This is a genomic window from Amycolatopsis sp. NPDC051128, assembly GCF_040682715.1.
GTDB lineage: Bacteria > Actinomycetota > Actinomycetes > Mycobacteriales > Pseudonocardiaceae > Amycolatopsis.
This window is the reverse complement of record NZ_JBFBBN010000018.1, coordinates 1-15,658: the sequence shown is the minus strand read 5'-3', so window position 1 is coordinate 15,658 and position 15,658 is coordinate 1. Positions and strand designations below refer to the sequence as shown.

Genomic DNA, 15,658 nt, shown 5'->3' with positions numbered 1-15,658 from the left:
CGTGGCATCGTTCGACCGGCGCTCCATTTCCCCGCCGTCCAGCCTCCCTTGCCGACCTGCGCGCCCATCCGATGAATAGGTGACATTGTGCCCCGCTGAGCGGGAAATTGTCGACATTGGCGTCAAGAGATCCTATGTTTCGTCCATGCTGACCAAGTGGGGCTCGAAGCGGCGCCGCACCGCGGTGGTCGTTCTCCTGGGTGCGGGCGCGCTGCTCGCCACGACCGGCCCGGTGGCCGCGGCCGATCCGGATGCCGCCGGCCGCGATGTCTACGTCTCGCCCGACGGCTCCGACCGGGCCTCCGGTACCGCCGGGCACCCCGTCCGGACCCTCGACCAGGCCCGCGACCTCGTGCGGCAACGGGCGCCGCACCTGACCCGCGATCTCACCGTCCACCTCGCGCCCGGCGTCTTCCGGCTGACCGCCCCGCTGCGGCTCGACGCCCGGGACTCCGGCGGCAACGGCCACCGCGTCATCTGGCAGGGCAGAGGCGACACCGAGCTGAACGGCGGCGTGCGGGTCACCGGCTGGCGGCCGGTCGCGGGCCGGCCCGGGCTGTTCGCCGCGCCCGCGCCGGCGGGACTCGGCAACACCCGGCAGCTGTACGTCGACGGCGTCCGTGAACAACGCGCGCGCGGCCCGTTGCCGGTGACCGTCAAGGCCACCGCGACCGGGTACACCGCGAGTGCGGACACCTTGGCGCACTGGCGCAACCCCAAGGACATCGAGTTCGTGTACACCGCGGGCGAAGCGCTCTGGAACATCCAGCGCGACGGCCTCGGCCAGTGGACCGAGCCGCGCTGCCCGCTGGCCGGGGCCGACGGCACGACGATCACGATGGCTCAGCCGTGCTGGGACAACTCGACGAAACGCCTGCTGTTCCCGGACATCCCCGGCCGCAGCGTGAACATGGTCGGCCCGGCCGACCTCACCAACGGCCGGCACCCGACCTACGCCGAGAACGCCTTCGAGCTGCTCGACACCCCGGGCGAATGGTACTTCGACCGGTCCGCCCGGGTCGTCTACTACCAGCCGAAGCCGGGCCAGGACCTGCGCCGCGCGGACGTCGAAATGCCGGTGCTGGAGAAGCTCGTCGACGCGCGCGGCACGGCCGCCGCACCGATCCACGACGTCGCGTTCCGTGGGCTGCGGTACTCGTATGCGACGTGGCTGACGCCGTCTTCGCCGGAAGGCTTCTCCGAAATCCAGGCGGGGTACACGATCACCGGCGCCGACGGCTGGGCCGTGCAGGGCCTCTGCCAGTTCGTGCCCGGCGGCACCTGCCCGTACGCCTCGTGGACGCGCGAACCCGCCAACGTCTCCGTGTCCCACGGCCGGCGCGTCGAGTTCAGCGACAGCGTGTTCGCCCACCTCGGCGGCGCGGGCCTCGACCTCATCGACGGCACCAAGGAATCCCGGGTGCGTGGCGACGTCTTCACCGACATCTCCGGCAACGGCGTGCAGATCGGCGGTGTCGACAAGCCGGTGACGGACACCGACGCCGACGTCGTGCGCGACGTCCAGGTCACCGACAACCACCTCTACGGCCTGCCGCGCGAATTCCACGGCGGCGTGCCGATCGTCGACGGCTACACCGTGCGGAACAGCATTTCCCACAACCAGATCGACCATGTCGGCTACTCGGCGATCTCGGTCGGCTGGGGCGGCTGGCCGGACAAGATCCAGCGCCCGGCGACGCCGAACCTGTCGCACGACAACACCGTCTCGGACAACCTGATCTTCGACTACATGCTGATGCTGGACGACGGTGGCGGCATCTACACGCAGGGCATCACCGGCAGCTCTCTCGACGACGGCGAGAAGGTCACCGGCAACGTGGTCCACGACCAGTGGGGGCTCGGAAAGGCCGTCTATACCGACAACGGCAACACCTACGAGACGATCCGCGGCAACGTCCTCTACGGCACGGCGTACTTCAACGTCGGCACGGTGCACGTCGACTACCGCGACGGCCTCGGCAACAACGACCCGACGCTGATCGAGGGCAACTACTGGGAGCAGGGCGACCGCGACAAGGTCGACAAGGGCGCGATCACCCGCGGCAACCGGATTCTGGCGCACCCGTCCGACGCCCCGGCGGCGATCGTCGCGAACGCGGGCCTCGAACCGGCCTACCGCGGCCTGCTCACCCGGCAGGTCGGCGGGCGGGCTCCGGCCGAGGCGCCGTCGAGGGTCGGCACGTTCGCGGTCGCGGGGAAGCTGTACGCGACCTGGAACCCGACATTCGCCTTCAACAACGCGCCGGTCACGGCCTACGTGGTCACGGCATCGGGCGGCGGCCGGACGGTCTCGACGACGGTATCGGCGTCCGGCTTCGAAAAGCGCGCGTACGCGGAGGTCCCGGGCTTGACGGACGGAACGGCGTACACGGTGACGGTCGCGGCGCGCAACGCGTTCGGCACGAGCGAGCCATCTCTGCCCGCGGCCCCGGTGACGCCGGGCCCGAAGCCCGGCGCGCTGCCCGCGGTCCCGACGAACGCCCGGGCCCTGCCGGACGCGACGGCGGCCTCGATCCGCTGGAACCCGCCGGCCACCACGGGCGACACCCCGGTGCTGGGCTACGTGATCACGGTGTCCGACGGCCGCGCGATCCGGGTGGAAGGCCGCGACGCGCTGGTCACGCAGCCGACGATCAAGGGCATGACCAGGGTGGTGGACGGCCTGAACCCGGCGACGCCGTACACGTTCACGGTCGCGGCGATCACGGCGACGGGAACCGGCCCGGCGGCCACGTTCACGGCGACAACGACGGCCTGACCCACCCCGGAAGCGCCCAGGTGACCTCGGTGCCATCACCGCACCGAGGTCACCAGGCCTACGGGGCCTCGGGGCGCGAAAGCAACTCCCGCAGCGTCGACAGCAGTTCGCGCCGGTCGGCCGCGCCGAGTTTTCCCCTGATGCGGGCCATGTGGTGTTCCACCGTCTTGCCCGAGATGAACAGCTTGCTGCCCGCCTGCTTGTACGTCAGCCCTTCCACGACGAGCCGGGCCACTTCCAGCTCGCGCTCGCTCAGGGCCGCCAAGCCCGTGCCCGCCGCCGCTGGTTCCGTGGTGCCCGGGTCGCGGCGGGCCGCCGTTCCCTGGAACTGGCGGGCCGCCTCGAGGAGCTGGACCATCGCCTTGCGGTCGGAGGTGCGGATCGCCGCCTGGCCGGCCAAGCGGGCCGCGTCCCAGCGCAACCCCAGGTCGTGCAGCTCCGCCGCCGCCGCGGAAATCGCGTCCGGGTCGAATCCGCCGCCCAGCACCGCCAGCCAGCCCTGGGCCGCCGTGGCCAGGGCGAGCGGGTGGCGGCCGCAGTGGGCGTGCGTGGTCAACGTCGCCAGGTGCGCCTTCGCCGCCTCCGCGTCCTCCCGCGTGATCGCCGCGTGCAGCTCGTGCCAGACCAGTGAGACCGTCCACAGTGGAGGCTCGCCGAGGCGGGCCAGCAGCCCGTGGGCGCGCTCCAGCTGGCCGGCGAGTTTCGGGAAGGCGCCGGTGCGGGCGGCCGCGATCGCCAGCTCGCCCAGCGGCAGCAGCGTGAACAGGTCCGTCTGCTGCCGCATCGACGCCTGGTACGCGCGGTTCCACGACCGTTGCAGCCCGACGAGGTCGCTGGCCCGTCGCGCCAGGCCGAGTTCCAGCGTGGCGAAGAACAGCTCGTCGCGAGCCTCCAAAGAACGGCCGGCCACGGCGTCGCGGTGTTCCGCCGCCGTGGCGAGGTCGCCCGCCGTCATCGCGACCCAGCCCAGCAGCAGCCGGTGCCGGACCGCCAGCAGATCTCCGCCGATCCGGCCGTCCAGCGCCCGGCTTAGCACGGATTCCGCCAGCGCCAGCTCCCCGGTGTGCAGGGCGGCGAGGGCGGCGAGCGCCGCCGGGCTGTCCGGCAGCAGCGTGCCGCCGAGCGCCGGCTCCAGCATCGCGGCCGCGCCGAGCAAGGTGGACAACGTCTCCGTCGCGCAGCCGGACACCGAATCCGCGATGCCGCGGGCCATCCGGGTCGCCGCGCCGGCGAACAGCGTCGGCGCGACGCCGGGGGAGGGGGAGTCGAGGAGCCGGCGCGCGCCGTCGAGATCGCCGGTGCCGACCAGCGCCGTCGCCGCGAACGCGTCGGCGCCGCCGCGGCCCGCCCAGTGGTACAGCTCGGCGCTGCGGGCCAGTTCGCCGCGGTGCGCGAGCACGGTGGCGGCGATCTCCGCCCCGGCCGCGCGGGTCTCGGCGTCGTCCGCGCCGAGCATCCCGTCGCCGAGGCGCAGCGCCGTGTCCAGGTCGCCGGACAGCGCCGCCGCGCGTGCCCAGCCCACGGTGACGGCGGACGAGCGGTCGCCCGCTTCGGCGGCGGCTTCGTACAGCCGGGTCGCCAGCCGCGCGTCGGACGGCAGCGCTTCCGCCGCCGCCGAAGCGAACGCGGCCGCGGCGGACGCGCCGGAACTGCCGGTGCCGAGCAGCGAGCGCGCCAGGTCGAGCACCGGCAGGCCGTTCGCCAGCTGCAGCTCGACCAGCCGCTGCACCGTGGTCAGCCGGCGCGCGGGCGGCCCGAAGTCGCGGACGGCGGCCGCGGCCAGCGGCAGCAGCGTGTCGTCCGGGGCGAGCAGGCCGGTCGCGCGGGCGCCGTCGACGATCCCGGGCAGCTGGTCCGGGTCGCGGTCCAGCAGCGCGCACAGCAGGTCGAGGTTGCGCCCGGCGCCGGCTTCGGCCGCGATCAGGTAGCGCAGCACGTCGTCGTCGAGCTCGTCGAGCTCGGGCCGGAACTCCTCCAGCCGCCCGAGCAGGGCGCGCTCGGCCAGCCGCGGCACGCCGCCGCTGCGGGCGTGCAGCTCGGCCGCCTTCGCGGGGTCGACGGGCGCGCCCGTCACCGCCGCCATCAGCCGCGCGATGTCCTCGACGCCGAGCGGGCCGAGCTGGAGCAACGTCCAGCCGGGCGCCACCGCGGCCGGCCGGTGCGCGACGACGATCGGCCCGTCCGCGCCGGTCAGCAGCTCCTCGAGCTCGGCGGGGCCGAGCCGGTCGGCGTCGTCGACGAGCAGGGCTTCGGCCCCGGCTTCCCGGTAGCAGCGGTCGAGCGCGGCGAGCAGCACGCTCTTGCCGTACCCGCCGGGGGCGACGACGGCGAGCCGCAGCGGCGCGGCCGGGTCGGCGGCGATCCGGTCGAGCAGCGGCCGGGCCGCCGGGTGCACGGGGATGGCGCGAAGCGGGGGGAGCTGCGTGAGCAGTGTGTTCAACAGTGACCTTCGGAGGGGGCGCAGTGGCTCGGGGTGGGGGACTGGCCGGGGCCGGCGGTGGCTTCGCGGGCGGTGATGGTGATCAGCACGGCCGAAACGGCCGCGGCGAGCACCAGGACCGCGGCCGCGAGGGGACGCCGACGGCGGAACAGGTTCATCGGGCCGCTCCGCTCGGGCAGCTCGAACGGCGTGATCTCGACCGGCGGCCGGGGCGGCCGCTCGCCGAGCTCACTGAGCGTGTCCACCTTGGGGAGCAACGTGGTTTCGACGGGGAGCTCCTGCGGTGCCCCCCGGTGGTCGGCGCGCAGCGCCGCGAGGGCCGCGGCGCCGAGGGCGGCGGTCGCCGGCGGAACCGGTCCCGCGAACACCGGGCACGGCGGCCGGGCCGGCAGCGCGTGCGGCGGGACGTCGCCGCAGAACACCACTCCGGCGAGGCCCTTCGGCGACGTCGACGTCGTGCCGGCGAGCGCGAACAGCGTGCCGAGCGCGGCCGCCGGGGCCACGCCTTCGGCGCTCGCGCCGGGTTGCCACCCGCTCGCGCCGGTCGCCGTGGCCAGCGTGACGTTCACGCCGTCGGCGCCGAACTCGCACACTCCGGCGACCTGCGCGCCGGGGCCGGGGACGGGCAGGTGCGCGCCGAGCGCGGCGATCGAGCCGGGGACCAGCGTGACGGCGGTGAACCCGGCGTCGGCCAGCGCCCGCCGCAGCACGTCACGGCGGTAGGTGCCCCAGTCGCCGGGGTGGGTCAGCACCAGGTGGTGCGGGGTGCCGCCGAACAGGTTCGCGGCGTGCTCGGCGATGCCTTCGACGAGCACCGTGGTGAGCGTCTCGGGCGGGAACGCCTCCCCTTCGACGAGCATCGGGACGTCGTCGCCGATCCGCCGGTGGAAGCCGGTGAGCAGCCGGGAGGGGGTTCGGGCGCCCGCCTGCGCGGCCGCGTCCCCGGTGAGCAGGTACCCCTCGTCGTCCAGGAAGAGCGCGGACGCCGCGGCGGGCGACCGCTCGCCCAGCCAGAGAGGCTCGGGCTCACCCCAGCCGGGGCCTTGACGGCGGCAGGTGGCGGCGTGGGTCCGTCCCTGTGCCACATCGATCCCGAGGACGTAGGGCAACGGCGCTTCCTCCTCACCTCGCGCGACCGATCGGGGGCATGTGGCTCCCCCTAGGGCTGGGGGCATCCTCACCCAAACGGGCTAGTCAGACAAGAGCCTGGAGGGATTAAACCCAACTGGGCGCGTCACGGATGAGCCCCTAACTCCCTAACGATGACATATCGATCCCCTATGGGCTGACCAGACTGCGACTCGGAGTAATCCCCGATGTGTCCGGGGGGACCGGCTCCCTACCTTGATCACGGAGCACCGGTTCTTGCGGCCGGTGCTGTCCCCGATCCACCAGACCAGGAGAAATCCCCATGGACTCCGTGCAGACGTTGCACGACTTCGCTCTCAACCTGCTCAACGACCCGACCGCGCTCGCGGCCTTCGGGACGGACCCGCAGCAGGCCCTCGCCCTCGCCGGTCTCGGCGACGTGAGCGCCGCCGACGTGCACGAGGTCATCCCGCTGGTGCTCGACTACGTGCCGGTCGACAGCCTCCCGGCCGTCGGCGGCCTGCCGCAGGTCGGCGACCTGTCCTCGCTGGGCACCGACGCCACGGGCATCCAGGGTGCGATCGACCAGCTCACCGCCCTCACCGCGGGCCTCGGCCTGCCGGCCACCTCGGCGCTGCCGGGTGTCGGCGACCTCGGCAGCGGCGAACTGCCGGGCGTCGGCGACCTCGGTCTGCCGGCCGTCCCGGGCGTCGGCGCCCTGCCGGGTGTGAACGACCTCACGAACACCGCCGCCGGCGTCACCGCCCTGGCGAGCGACCCGACCGGCGCGTTCGGCGTGGCGGGCGACCTCGGCTCGAGCCTCGACGCGACCCAGGTCGCCGGGAACCTCGTGTACTCGGTCACCGACGTCGACCACAGCTCCGCCGTGGGTGCCGTCGAGCAGGCTTCCGCCCTGAGCAACAGCGTTGTGGGCAACCTCTCCAACAACGCGACCGCGCCGGTGTACGAGACCACGACCCACCTCGGCGACGTCAGCGGTGACCTGAACGGCACCGTCAACTCGGTCGTCGGCCACGTCGGCGACTTCTCCGGTGTCCTCCAGGGCGCCGGTGACCTCGGGCACGTCACCAGCCAGGTTTCGCACGCGACCGAGGGCCTCGGCGACGTCACCAACACCGTGACCTCGGCCACCGGCATCAGCGCCGACCACAACGGTCTCGGCCAGGTCGGCGAGGTCGCCACCGGCAACACCACGGCCGTCCACGACGTGGTCTCCGACGTCGCCGACGTCAGCCACAACGCGCTGGGCAACCTGCACATCGGCGACATCGCCTCGAACAACGACATCCACATCGGGCACTGACCCCCGAACCGGTCACCGGTGCCCGTCCCGCGGTCTGGGTGCAGCCGCGGGACGGGCACCCGGTGTGCGTACGGGGAGTAAACCGGGGACACTCCTTCGCTGTGACCGCCCCACCTTGGCTCGAAGTGCTCAACGAGACGCTGGACGCGTGCCGCACGCACGGCCGCGCCGATCTCGCCGAGCGCCTGCGCAGACGCCGGGACGCTCCGCCGGAGCAGACCCGGCTCGGCGTGCTCGGTTTCCCCAAACAGGGCAAGGGCTACCTGCTCAACGCCGTGCTGAACGCGCCGGTGTGCGCGGTCGGCGACGCCCCGACTCCCGCGGTGCCCACGGAAATCGCCTACTCCGCCGAACCCGCCGCCACCCTGGTCGGCCGGTCCCGCGAACGGATCCCCGTCGCGGTCGAACGGCTCACCGGTGAGCTCGGCGCCCGGCCCGCCGGCACGCTCAGCCGCGTCGAGGTCGGCGTGCCGCGGGAACTGCTTTCGGCCGGGCTCGTCCTGGTCGACACCCCACCGGTCGGTGACCCGCGGTCACCGCGAACCGCCGCCGCGCTCGACCTGCTCGCCGAAGCGGACGCGGTGATCCTCGTCTCCGACGCGACCGCGCCGCTGAGTGCCGCCGAACTGGCGCTGGCCCGGCACGTGCGCACCTGGTGCCCGCACGTCGTCGTGGCGCTCACCAAGATCGACGCCTGCCCCGGGTGGCGCGCGGTCGCCGAACGCGACCGCGCGATGCTCGCCGAGGCCGGCATCGACGCGCCAGTCATGCCGGTTTCGGCCGTGGTGCGGCAAGCCGCCGCGAAGACGGGTGACGCCGATCTCAACGCCCGCTCGGGTTTTCCCGAGCTGCTCGGCTGGATCGCCGAGCAGGCCGCGCGCCCGCCCGAGCAGTCCCGCGCGCTGCTCGCCGCGGTCGGCGTGCGCGCCGCCGCCGCGGAACTGGTGGAGTCGCTGCGCGACCGCGCCGCCGCGGCGGGCCAGGACGCCGGGCTGGGCCAGGCCGCGCTGCTGCAGCGGGCGCAGCGCCGCGCCGACGACCTGCGGCGGCAGAACACCCGGTGGCAGAACCTGCTTTCCGACGAGATCACCGACCTGCTGTCCGACGCCGAGTACGACCTGCGCGAGCGGACCCGCAAGATCGTCACCACGATCGACCAGACCTTCGACGAGGGCGATCCCGCGAAGGTGTGGGACGAGTTCGCGCCGTGGCTGGACAACGCGCTGGCCGAGGCCGTCGACGTCAACTACACGTGGCTGGCGGACCGGGCGGAGTGGATCGCGCAGGCGGTCGCGGCGTGCTTCGGCGCCCAGTACGACCAGGCCCTGCCCGACCTGCGGCTCGACGGCTACGGCGTCGACGGCCTCGACGACGTCCGGCGCCCGAAGATCGAGAAGTTCAAGGTCGGCCAGCAGGCCTTCACCGGGTTGCGCGGGTCGTACGGCGGCGTGCTGATGTTCGGCCTGGTCACCAGTCTCGCCGGGCTGCCGCTGATCAACCCGGTGTCGATCGGCGCCGGCGCGGCGTTCGCCGCGAAGACGATCAAGGACGAGGGCGGGATGCGGCTGCAGCGCCGCCAGGCCGTCGCCAAGCAGGCGGCGCAGCGCCACGTCGACGACGTCTTCCTGCGGTTCAGCAAGGAATGCCGCGACTCGATCCGCCTCGTCCAGCGGCGGCTGCGCGACCACTTCACCGCGCTGGCCGAGGAACTCGCCGACGAGCTGACGCGCGAACGCGAGACGATCCTCGCCGGCACCGCCGAGCGAGAGCGGCGGACCGGGCACATCCGCCGCGAGATCGACCGGCTCGCCGGCCTGCACCAGCGCGCGGGCGAGCTCGGCACGATCGCCGGGCGGCAGCGGCGGGAGCTTTCGGCGTGACCCAGGACGTCCGCGACCTCCTGGCCGCCGCGGCCGGGCTGTACCGGGACGAGCCGCGCGCTTCGGCGGTCCTGCACGACTGCCAGAACCGGCTGGAGCAACCGCTGCGCGTCGCGTTCGCCGGGGCGCCGTCGTCGGGCAAGACGACGCTCGCCGCCGCGCTGGGCGAATGGCCGACGCGCGCGCTGCGCGACCTCGTGCTCCTGGACGACCCCGGCCCGGCCGACGACGTCCCGGACGCGACGGTGCGGCTCGTCCGGCACCTCGAACCGGACGAGCTCGCGGCGGCGCACCCGCCGGCCGGCTCGCCGTTCGCGCGACAGAGCGCGGTGAACTCGGTGCTGGTCCTGTCGCGGGCCGACGAGGTCGGCGCCGGCCGGATCGACGCGTTGCTGACCGCGAAGCAGCTGGCGCGGCGAGCCTGGCGCGAAGACCCGCTGTGCACGGGCTTCCTCGGCGTGATCGCCGTCGCCGGCCAGCTGGCGTACGGCGGCCGGTCGCTGCGCGACGACGAGTTCGACCTGCTGGCGGCGTTCGCCGCGGTGCCGCGCGAAGAGCTGGAACGGCACGTGCTCTCGGTGGACTCGTTCACCGATCCGGCGTTCCCCGGCCCCATCCCGGTGGAGACGCGGCGGTCGCTGGTGGTGCGGTTCGGGATGTTCGGCGTCCGGCTCGCGCTCACGCTGATCCGCACCGGCTGCGACGACCGGGTCAAGCTCTCCGCGGAGCTGGCCCGCCGCAGCGGCCTCGGCGAACTGCGGGACACCCTGGCCGGCTGTTTCGTCGCGCGGGCCGAAGCGTTGAAGGCCCGCACGGCGATCATCCGCCTGGAGACGCTGCTGGCGGCGCACCCTCGCCCGGGCGGCGACCGGCTGGTGGCCCGGGTGGAGCGGTTCGCCGCGGCCGCGCACGACTTCCGCGAGCTGCGCCTGATCGCGGACATCCGCGGCGGCCGGACGGCGCTGTCCGGCGAGCCCGCGGAGGAGGCGGTCCGGCTGCTCGGCGCCCAGGGCACCGCCCCGGCCGACCGCCTCGGCCTGGAGCCGGACGCGGACCCGGGCGAAATCTACGACGCCGGCCTGGACGCATTGCGGCGCTGGCGGCACGAGGCGGAGCGGCCGGACCGTCCCCACGCCGAACGGACCGCAGCGCACGTGGTCGTGCGCTCGACCGAAGGTCTGCTTTCGTTGTTCGCCTAGAGGACGGCGGTCGCTTCGACCTCGACCAGGTACTCCGGGGCGGCCAGCGCCGCGACGCCGATGAGCGTGACGGGCGGCTTCGCCGTGGTCCCGATCTTGGCGCTGCCGCGGTCGATGCCGTCGAGCAGGGCGGGCATCTTGTCGGGTGTCCAGTCGACGGCGTAGATGGTCAGTTTCGCCATGTCGTCGAACGATCCGCCGGCCGCGGCCAGCGCGGTGCCGACGTTGACGTAGGCCTGCTCGACCTGGGCGGCGAGGTCGCCTTCGGTCTCCCAGGCGACTTGCCCGGCGACGAAGACGAGCTTCGTCCCCTCGCCGACGGCGACCTGGTGGTAGACGTCGATCTCGGGGAGTTCGCCGGGGTTCACCATGGTGACGGTCATCTTGTCCTCCGTGCTCTCTTGTGGTTACTCAGGAACCATAGGAGAGTGATGGACCATGTGGAAGAAGGCACTTTTCGGTGACGGGGGAACCAGATGGTGACCATGCAGGACGCGGACCTCGCCCGCGCGGATTCCCTGGCGCGCGAAATCTTCTCGGACGTCGCCAACAAGTGGGCGTTCCTGATCATCGAGACCCTCGGCGACCGCACGCTGCGGTTCAGCGAGCTGCGGAAGGAAGTCGACGGCATCAGCCACAAGATGCTGACGCAGAACCTGCGCATGCTGGAGCGCAACGGGCTGATCGACCGCGAGGTGCACCCGACCGTCCCGCCGCGCGTCGAATACACCCTCACCGAGCCCGGCCAGGGCCTGCGCGCGACGGTGGACAGCATGTGCGGCTGGACCCGGCGATTCATCGAGGACATCGAAGCCGCCCGGCGCAGCTTCGACGGCTGACGGCGTAAGGAAAACACGAATCGGAGGGCCGGTCCGCGACCGGTTGTCCGGTATTGACGCCCGCGACGCCGCGGCGCACCATAGAGCAGTCTATGGTCACTGTGGTCCATGACACAGCGCGGTCCATGGTCCAGCGCCGGCCCGAAGGGAACTCCCATGCCCGAAGACGTCCGCCCCCGGGTCCGGCTGTTCGGCGAGCTCCTGGCGCACTGGGCGCGCGAACGTCCGGCGGACACCGCGCTGATCTTCGGTGACCGGTCCTGGACCTGGGCGGAGTTCGACGAGCGGGTCCGGCGGCTTTCGGGTGCCCTCGCGGTCGCCGGGGTCGCCAAGGGCGACCGGGTCGCGTTCGTCGACAAGAACCACCCCGCCTGCCTGGAAACGACCTTCGCGGCGGCCGGGATCGGCGCCGCCAACGCCGTGGTCAACTGGCGGCTCGCCGGCGACGAACTCGCGTACGTGCTCAAGGACGCGGGCGCGAAGGTGGTCTTCGCCGGCGCGGAGTTCTTGCCCGCCCTCGACGCGATCCGCGACCGCTTGCCCGCGCTGGAACGCGTGGTCGTCGTCGGCGGGGAGCACGACGAGTACGAGCCCTTCCTGACTTCCGCCGCGCCGCACCCGGGAAGCGATCTCGACGCGGACGACGGCGTGCTGATCATGTACACCAGCGGCACCACCGGTTTCCCCAAGGGCGCCGTGCTGACGCACCGCAGCGTCATCGCCCACGGCCTCGCGGCGGGCACCGCGTTCCCGATCGGCCCCGGCGACGTCAACCTGGTCGCGATGCCGCTGTTCCACGTCGGCGGCAGCTGTTACGCGGTTTCCGGCTTCCTCTACGGCGAACCGTCGTACCTGACACGCGAGCCGGACGCGGCGTCGTTGTTCGCCGCGCTCCAGGCCGGTGTCACGCACGCCTTCCTGGTGCCGGCCGTGGTCGCCGGGATCGCGCAGGCCGGGGAGGCGGCGCTCCAGGCGTTCTCCCGGCTGAAGTACCTCTGCTACGGCGCTTCGCCGATGCCGCTCCCGTTGCTGCGCACGGTGCTCGCGGCCTGGCCGGACGTCAGGTTCGCGCAGGTCTACGGCATGACCGAGCTGTCCGGCGCGGTCACCGCGCTGGACCCGGAGGCGCACCGGGACACCTCGCGCCCCGAACGGCTGGCCTCGGCGGGCACCGCACTGTCCGGTGTGGACATCCGGATCGTCGACCCGGTCACGGCCGAAGACGCCGAGGCCGGCGAGGTCTGGGTCCGCACCGAGCAGCGGATGGCGGGGTACCTCGGCAAGCCCGAAGCCACCGCGGAGACCATTGTCGACGGCTGGGTGCGCACCGGCGACGTCGGCCGCCTGGACGACGGCGGGTTCCTGTTCCTCGAGGACCGCGTCAAGGACATGATCATCACCGGTGGCGAGAACGTCTACTCGCCGGAGGTCGAGCGGGTGGTCGCGGAGTTCCCCGGCGTCGCCGAGGTGGCCGTGATCGGCGTGCCGGACGACCGGTGGGGCGAGCAGGTCAAGGCCGTCGTCGCGCCCGCGCCCGGCGAGCCGCTCGACACCGGGAAACTGGTGGAGTTCTGCCGTGAGCGCCTGGCCCACTTCAAGTGCCCGCGCAGCGTCGACGTCGTGGAAGCCTTACCGCGCAACGCGACCGGCAAGATCCTCAAGCGGTCCCTGCGCGAGCCGTACTGGCGGGACCGGGACCGGAACGTCTGATGCCTTCGGTGACGCGGCAGGCGTATTTCGCGGCCGCGCTGGACGTGCTGGCGGAGCACGGGTTCACCGAGCTGAACGTCGGACGGCTGTGCCGCGACCTCGGCGTCACGAGCGGGTCGTTCTACCACCACTTCGGCGGCTGGCCGGGCTTCGTGGCGCAGCTCCTGGACCACTGGGAGAACCGGCAGGTGCTCATCCTGCGCGAGCGGGACTTCGGCACCGGCGGCCCGGCGGCGGACTTCGCCGAGCTCATGGACCTGACGCTCGGGCTGCCGCACGAGGCCGAGGCCGCCATCCGCGCGTGGGCGGCGAACGACGAAACCGTGCGGGCGGCGCAGAAGCGCGTCGACGAGGCCCGGCTGCGGACGGTCGGCAAGGCGGTCAAGGGCATCGTCGGCGAGTCCGCCACGGCCCGCACGCTGACGTCCCTGGGCATGGCGATGCTGGTGGGGCACCAGCAGCTGGCGTCGGCGGGGGAGCACAGCGAGCTGGCGACCCTGCTCGCCGAGTACACGCGGCTGGTGCACTCCCGCGCGGTCAGGCGTTGCCGAGCACCCGGGTCACCGTGATTTCCAGGACCACCCGAAGCGGGTTCGGCTTGGGCTGCCGGTAGCGGGCGGCGTAGCGGTTTTCCGCGTCCCGCACCGATTCCGGGTCGTCGCGCAGGACCGCGCGTCCCTCCAAAGTGGACCACCGGGGGCCGTCGAGCTGGCAGACCGCGACCGGGATCCCCTCGGCACCCGCGGCGCGGACGAGCCGCGCCTTGACCGAAGTGTCGAACGTGATCACCCGGGCGAGGCCGGCGGCGAAGTCCACGGTCACGCCGACCGCGACGACGTGCGGGGTGCCGTCCGGCCGGACCGTGGACAAGGTGGCCAGGTGGCGCTCGGTCCAGAACGTGCGGAAGTCCGGCCCGCGGCCGTCGAGGTCGATCTTCATGGGGTCCACGCTAGCCCGTCCGGGTGGACCCGCCGGGGTGAGACCACTCACGGTGATAGTAAGGAAAGTTTCCTAACACTCTTGACCGGCTCTCGAATCGTCTGCCACGCTCTGATCGCCGTCGCCGCAGCCAACGATGTCTGTTTACGGAGGAGCGATGAAGAGAATCGTCCGGGCGGTGGCGGCCACGGCCGCGCTCGCCGGCGGGCTGCTGAGCGTGCCGGCGACCGCGGCGGCAGCGGGCACCCCGTACGTGCCGGGCACCCTGCGGCCGTCCGTCTCGCAGGCCACGCAGGACCAGGCGCTGCAGAAGTACTACGACTTCTGGAAGAAGAACTTCCTCACCACCAAGTGCGGCAGCGGCACCTACGCGGTGCTGTCCAAGGACGCCGACCACTCCTTCGTCGCCGAGGGCGAGGGGTACGGCATGACGATCTCCGCGATGATGGCGGACAAGGACCCGCAGGCACGCTCGATCGTCGACGGGATCCTGAAGTTCGTGAAGGCGCACCCGTCGGTCAACAACAAGGATCTGCACGCGGCCGAGCAGAACGCGAACTGCAAGAGTGTCAACGGCAGCGACTCCGCCACCGACGGCGACCTCGAAATCGCCTACGGCCTGCTGGTCGCGGACCAGAAGTGGGGCAGCGCCGGCTCCGTCAACTACAAGGCCGAAGCCGTCCGGATCATCAACGCGATCAAGAAGAGCGAAGTCAACGGCACGACGAAGTTCACGCTGCTCGGCGACTGGGGCAACGACGCGGAGTACAAGAACAGCTCGCGCTCGTCGGACTGGATGCCCGGGCACCTGCGCGCGTTCGCGAAGGTCACCGGCGACAGCTTCTGGGACGCGGTCCGCACCCGGTCGGAGACGGCGGTGAGCCAGCTGCAGTCGCAGTACGCGCCGAACACCGGCCTGCTTCCGGACTTCGTGGTCAACACGAACTCGACGCCGAAGCCGGCTCCGGCGAACTTCCTCGAGGGCCAGTACGACGGCAAGTACAGCTGGAACGCCTGCCGCGACCCGTGGCGGCTGGGCGCGGACGCGATCACGGCGTCCGGCAGCGCGGCACTGAACCAGGTGCGCAAGATGAACACGTGGATCAAGTCGGCCACCGGCGGTGACCCGGCGAAGATCCAGAGCGGGTATTCGCTGTCGGGCTCGAAGACCGAGAGCGGCCGGCACCCGTGCTTCACGGCGCCGTTCGCGGTGGCGGCGATGACGGACGTGGGCAGCCAGGCCTGGCTGGACAAGCTGTGGACGGCCGTTTCGTCCTGGTCCCCGGACGCGACGGACTACTACGGAACGGGCATCACGGTCCAGGTGCTGCTGATCCTGACTGGCAACTATGTAGCGGTGTAGGGGCCCTGATCAAGGAGTACCTGCGCGGCGACAACCCGCGGATCCCCGACGCCGCGTCGATGATCAAGACGACGCCGCCGGGGCGCGGTTCGCGGC

General features: G+C 72.5%; 12 protein-coding genes. 8 read left to right on the top strand and 4 right to left on the bottom strand.

Features of this window, described 5'->3' with window-relative positions; genetic code table 11:
• Window positions 1–145: 145 nt before the first annotated feature.
• Window positions 146–2,779, top strand: a complete 2,634-nt coding sequence (locus AB0M82_RS19870; RefSeq protein ID WP_364723605.1) for a fibronectin type III domain-containing protein — start codon at window positions 146–148, stop codon at window positions 2,777–2,779.
• A 58-nt stretch (window positions 2,780–2,837) separates the two neighbouring features.
• Here AB0M82_RS19870 and AB0M82_RS19865 read toward each other — a convergent pair whose 3' ends face one another.
• Window positions 2,838–5,219, bottom strand: a complete 2,382-nt coding sequence (locus AB0M82_RS19865) for a helix-turn-helix transcriptional regulator (protein WP_364723604.1) — start codon at window positions 5,217–5,219, stop codon at window positions 2,838–2,840.
• Window positions 5,216–6,328 carry a molecular chaperone DnaK gene (locus tag AB0M82_RS19860; protein ID WP_364723601.1) on the bottom strand — a complete coding sequence of 371 codons (1,113 nt, stop codon included), beginning with the start codon at window positions 6,326–6,328 and terminating at the stop codon, window positions 5,216–5,218. Before AB0M82_RS19860 ends, AB0M82_RS19865 begins: the two co-directional genes overlap by 4 nt.
• A 302-nt stretch (window positions 6,329–6,630) precedes the next feature.
• Between AB0M82_RS19860 and AB0M82_RS19855 the strand changes: the two genes are divergently transcribed.
• The 3 genes from AB0M82_RS19855 to AB0M82_RS19845 all read left to right on the top strand — a co-directional run bounded on the left by AB0M82_RS19855 (window position 6,631) and on the right by AB0M82_RS19845 (window position 10,711).
• Window positions 6,631–7,632 (top strand): IniB N-terminal domain-containing protein, encoded by a 1,002-nt coding sequence (locus AB0M82_RS19855; protein WP_364723598.1) that lies wholly within the window; start codon window positions 6,631–6,633, stop codon window positions 7,630–7,632.
• A gap of 101 nt (window positions 7,633–7,733) precedes the next feature.
• Entirely contained in the window at window positions 7,734–9,512 is a 1,779-nt protein-coding gene (locus tag AB0M82_RS19850; RefSeq protein WP_364723595.1) for a dynamin family protein, read from the top strand.
• Window positions 9,509–10,711, top strand: a complete 1,203-nt coding sequence (locus tag AB0M82_RS19845; protein ID WP_364723592.1) for a GTPase — start codon at window positions 9,509–9,511, stop codon at window positions 10,709–10,711. Before AB0M82_RS19850 ends, AB0M82_RS19845 begins: the two co-directional genes overlap by 4 nt.
• On the opposite strand, the gene AB0M82_RS19840 is transcribed toward AB0M82_RS19845, so the two are convergent.
• Complete coding sequence (locus AB0M82_RS19840) at window positions 10,708–11,094, bottom strand: RidA family protein (protein ID WP_364723589.1); 387 nt, start codon at window positions 11,092–11,094, stop codon at window positions 10,708–10,710. The two genes, AB0M82_RS19845 and AB0M82_RS19840, sit on opposite strands and share 4 nt — an antisense overlap.
• A gap of 93 nt (window positions 11,095–11,187) precedes the next feature.
• Between AB0M82_RS19840 and AB0M82_RS19835 the strand changes: the two genes are divergently transcribed.
• The 3 genes from AB0M82_RS19835 to AB0M82_RS19825 all read left to right on the top strand — a co-directional run bounded on the left by AB0M82_RS19835 (window position 11,188) and on the right by AB0M82_RS19825 (window position 13,829).
• A complete protein-coding gene (locus tag AB0M82_RS19835; RefSeq protein WP_364723586.1) occupies window positions 11,188–11,550 on the top strand; it encodes a helix-turn-helix domain-containing protein in 363 nt (120 codons plus the stop codon).
• 156 nt (window positions 11,551–11,706) lie between these two features.
• Complete coding sequence (locus tag AB0M82_RS19830) at window positions 11,707–13,260, top strand: long-chain fatty acid--CoA ligase (protein WP_364723583.1); 1,554 nt, start codon at window positions 11,707–11,709, stop codon at window positions 13,258–13,260.
• Entirely contained in the window at window positions 13,260–13,829 is a 570-nt protein-coding gene (locus AB0M82_RS19825; protein ID WP_364723580.1) for a TetR/AcrR family transcriptional regulator, read from the top strand. Before AB0M82_RS19830 ends, AB0M82_RS19825 begins: the two co-directional genes overlap by 1 nt.
• Here AB0M82_RS19825 and AB0M82_RS19820 read toward each other — a convergent pair.
• Window positions 13,798–14,199: a TIGR03618 family F420-dependent PPOX class oxidoreductase gene (locus AB0M82_RS19820; RefSeq protein WP_364723577.1), complete on the bottom strand. Its 402-nt coding sequence runs from the start codon at window positions 14,197–14,199 to the stop codon at window positions 13,798–13,800. The two genes, AB0M82_RS19825 and AB0M82_RS19820, sit on opposite strands and share 32 nt — an antisense overlap.
• A gap of 157 nt (window positions 14,200–14,356) precedes the next feature.
• Here AB0M82_RS19820 and AB0M82_RS19815 point away from each other — a divergent pair, with 157 nt between their 5' ends.
• Window positions 14,357–15,562: a glycosyl hydrolase family 8 gene (locus AB0M82_RS19815; protein WP_364723574.1), complete on the top strand. Its 1,206-nt coding sequence runs from the start codon at window positions 14,357–14,359 to the stop codon at window positions 15,560–15,562.
• Window positions 15,563–15,658: the final 96 nt, after the last annotated feature.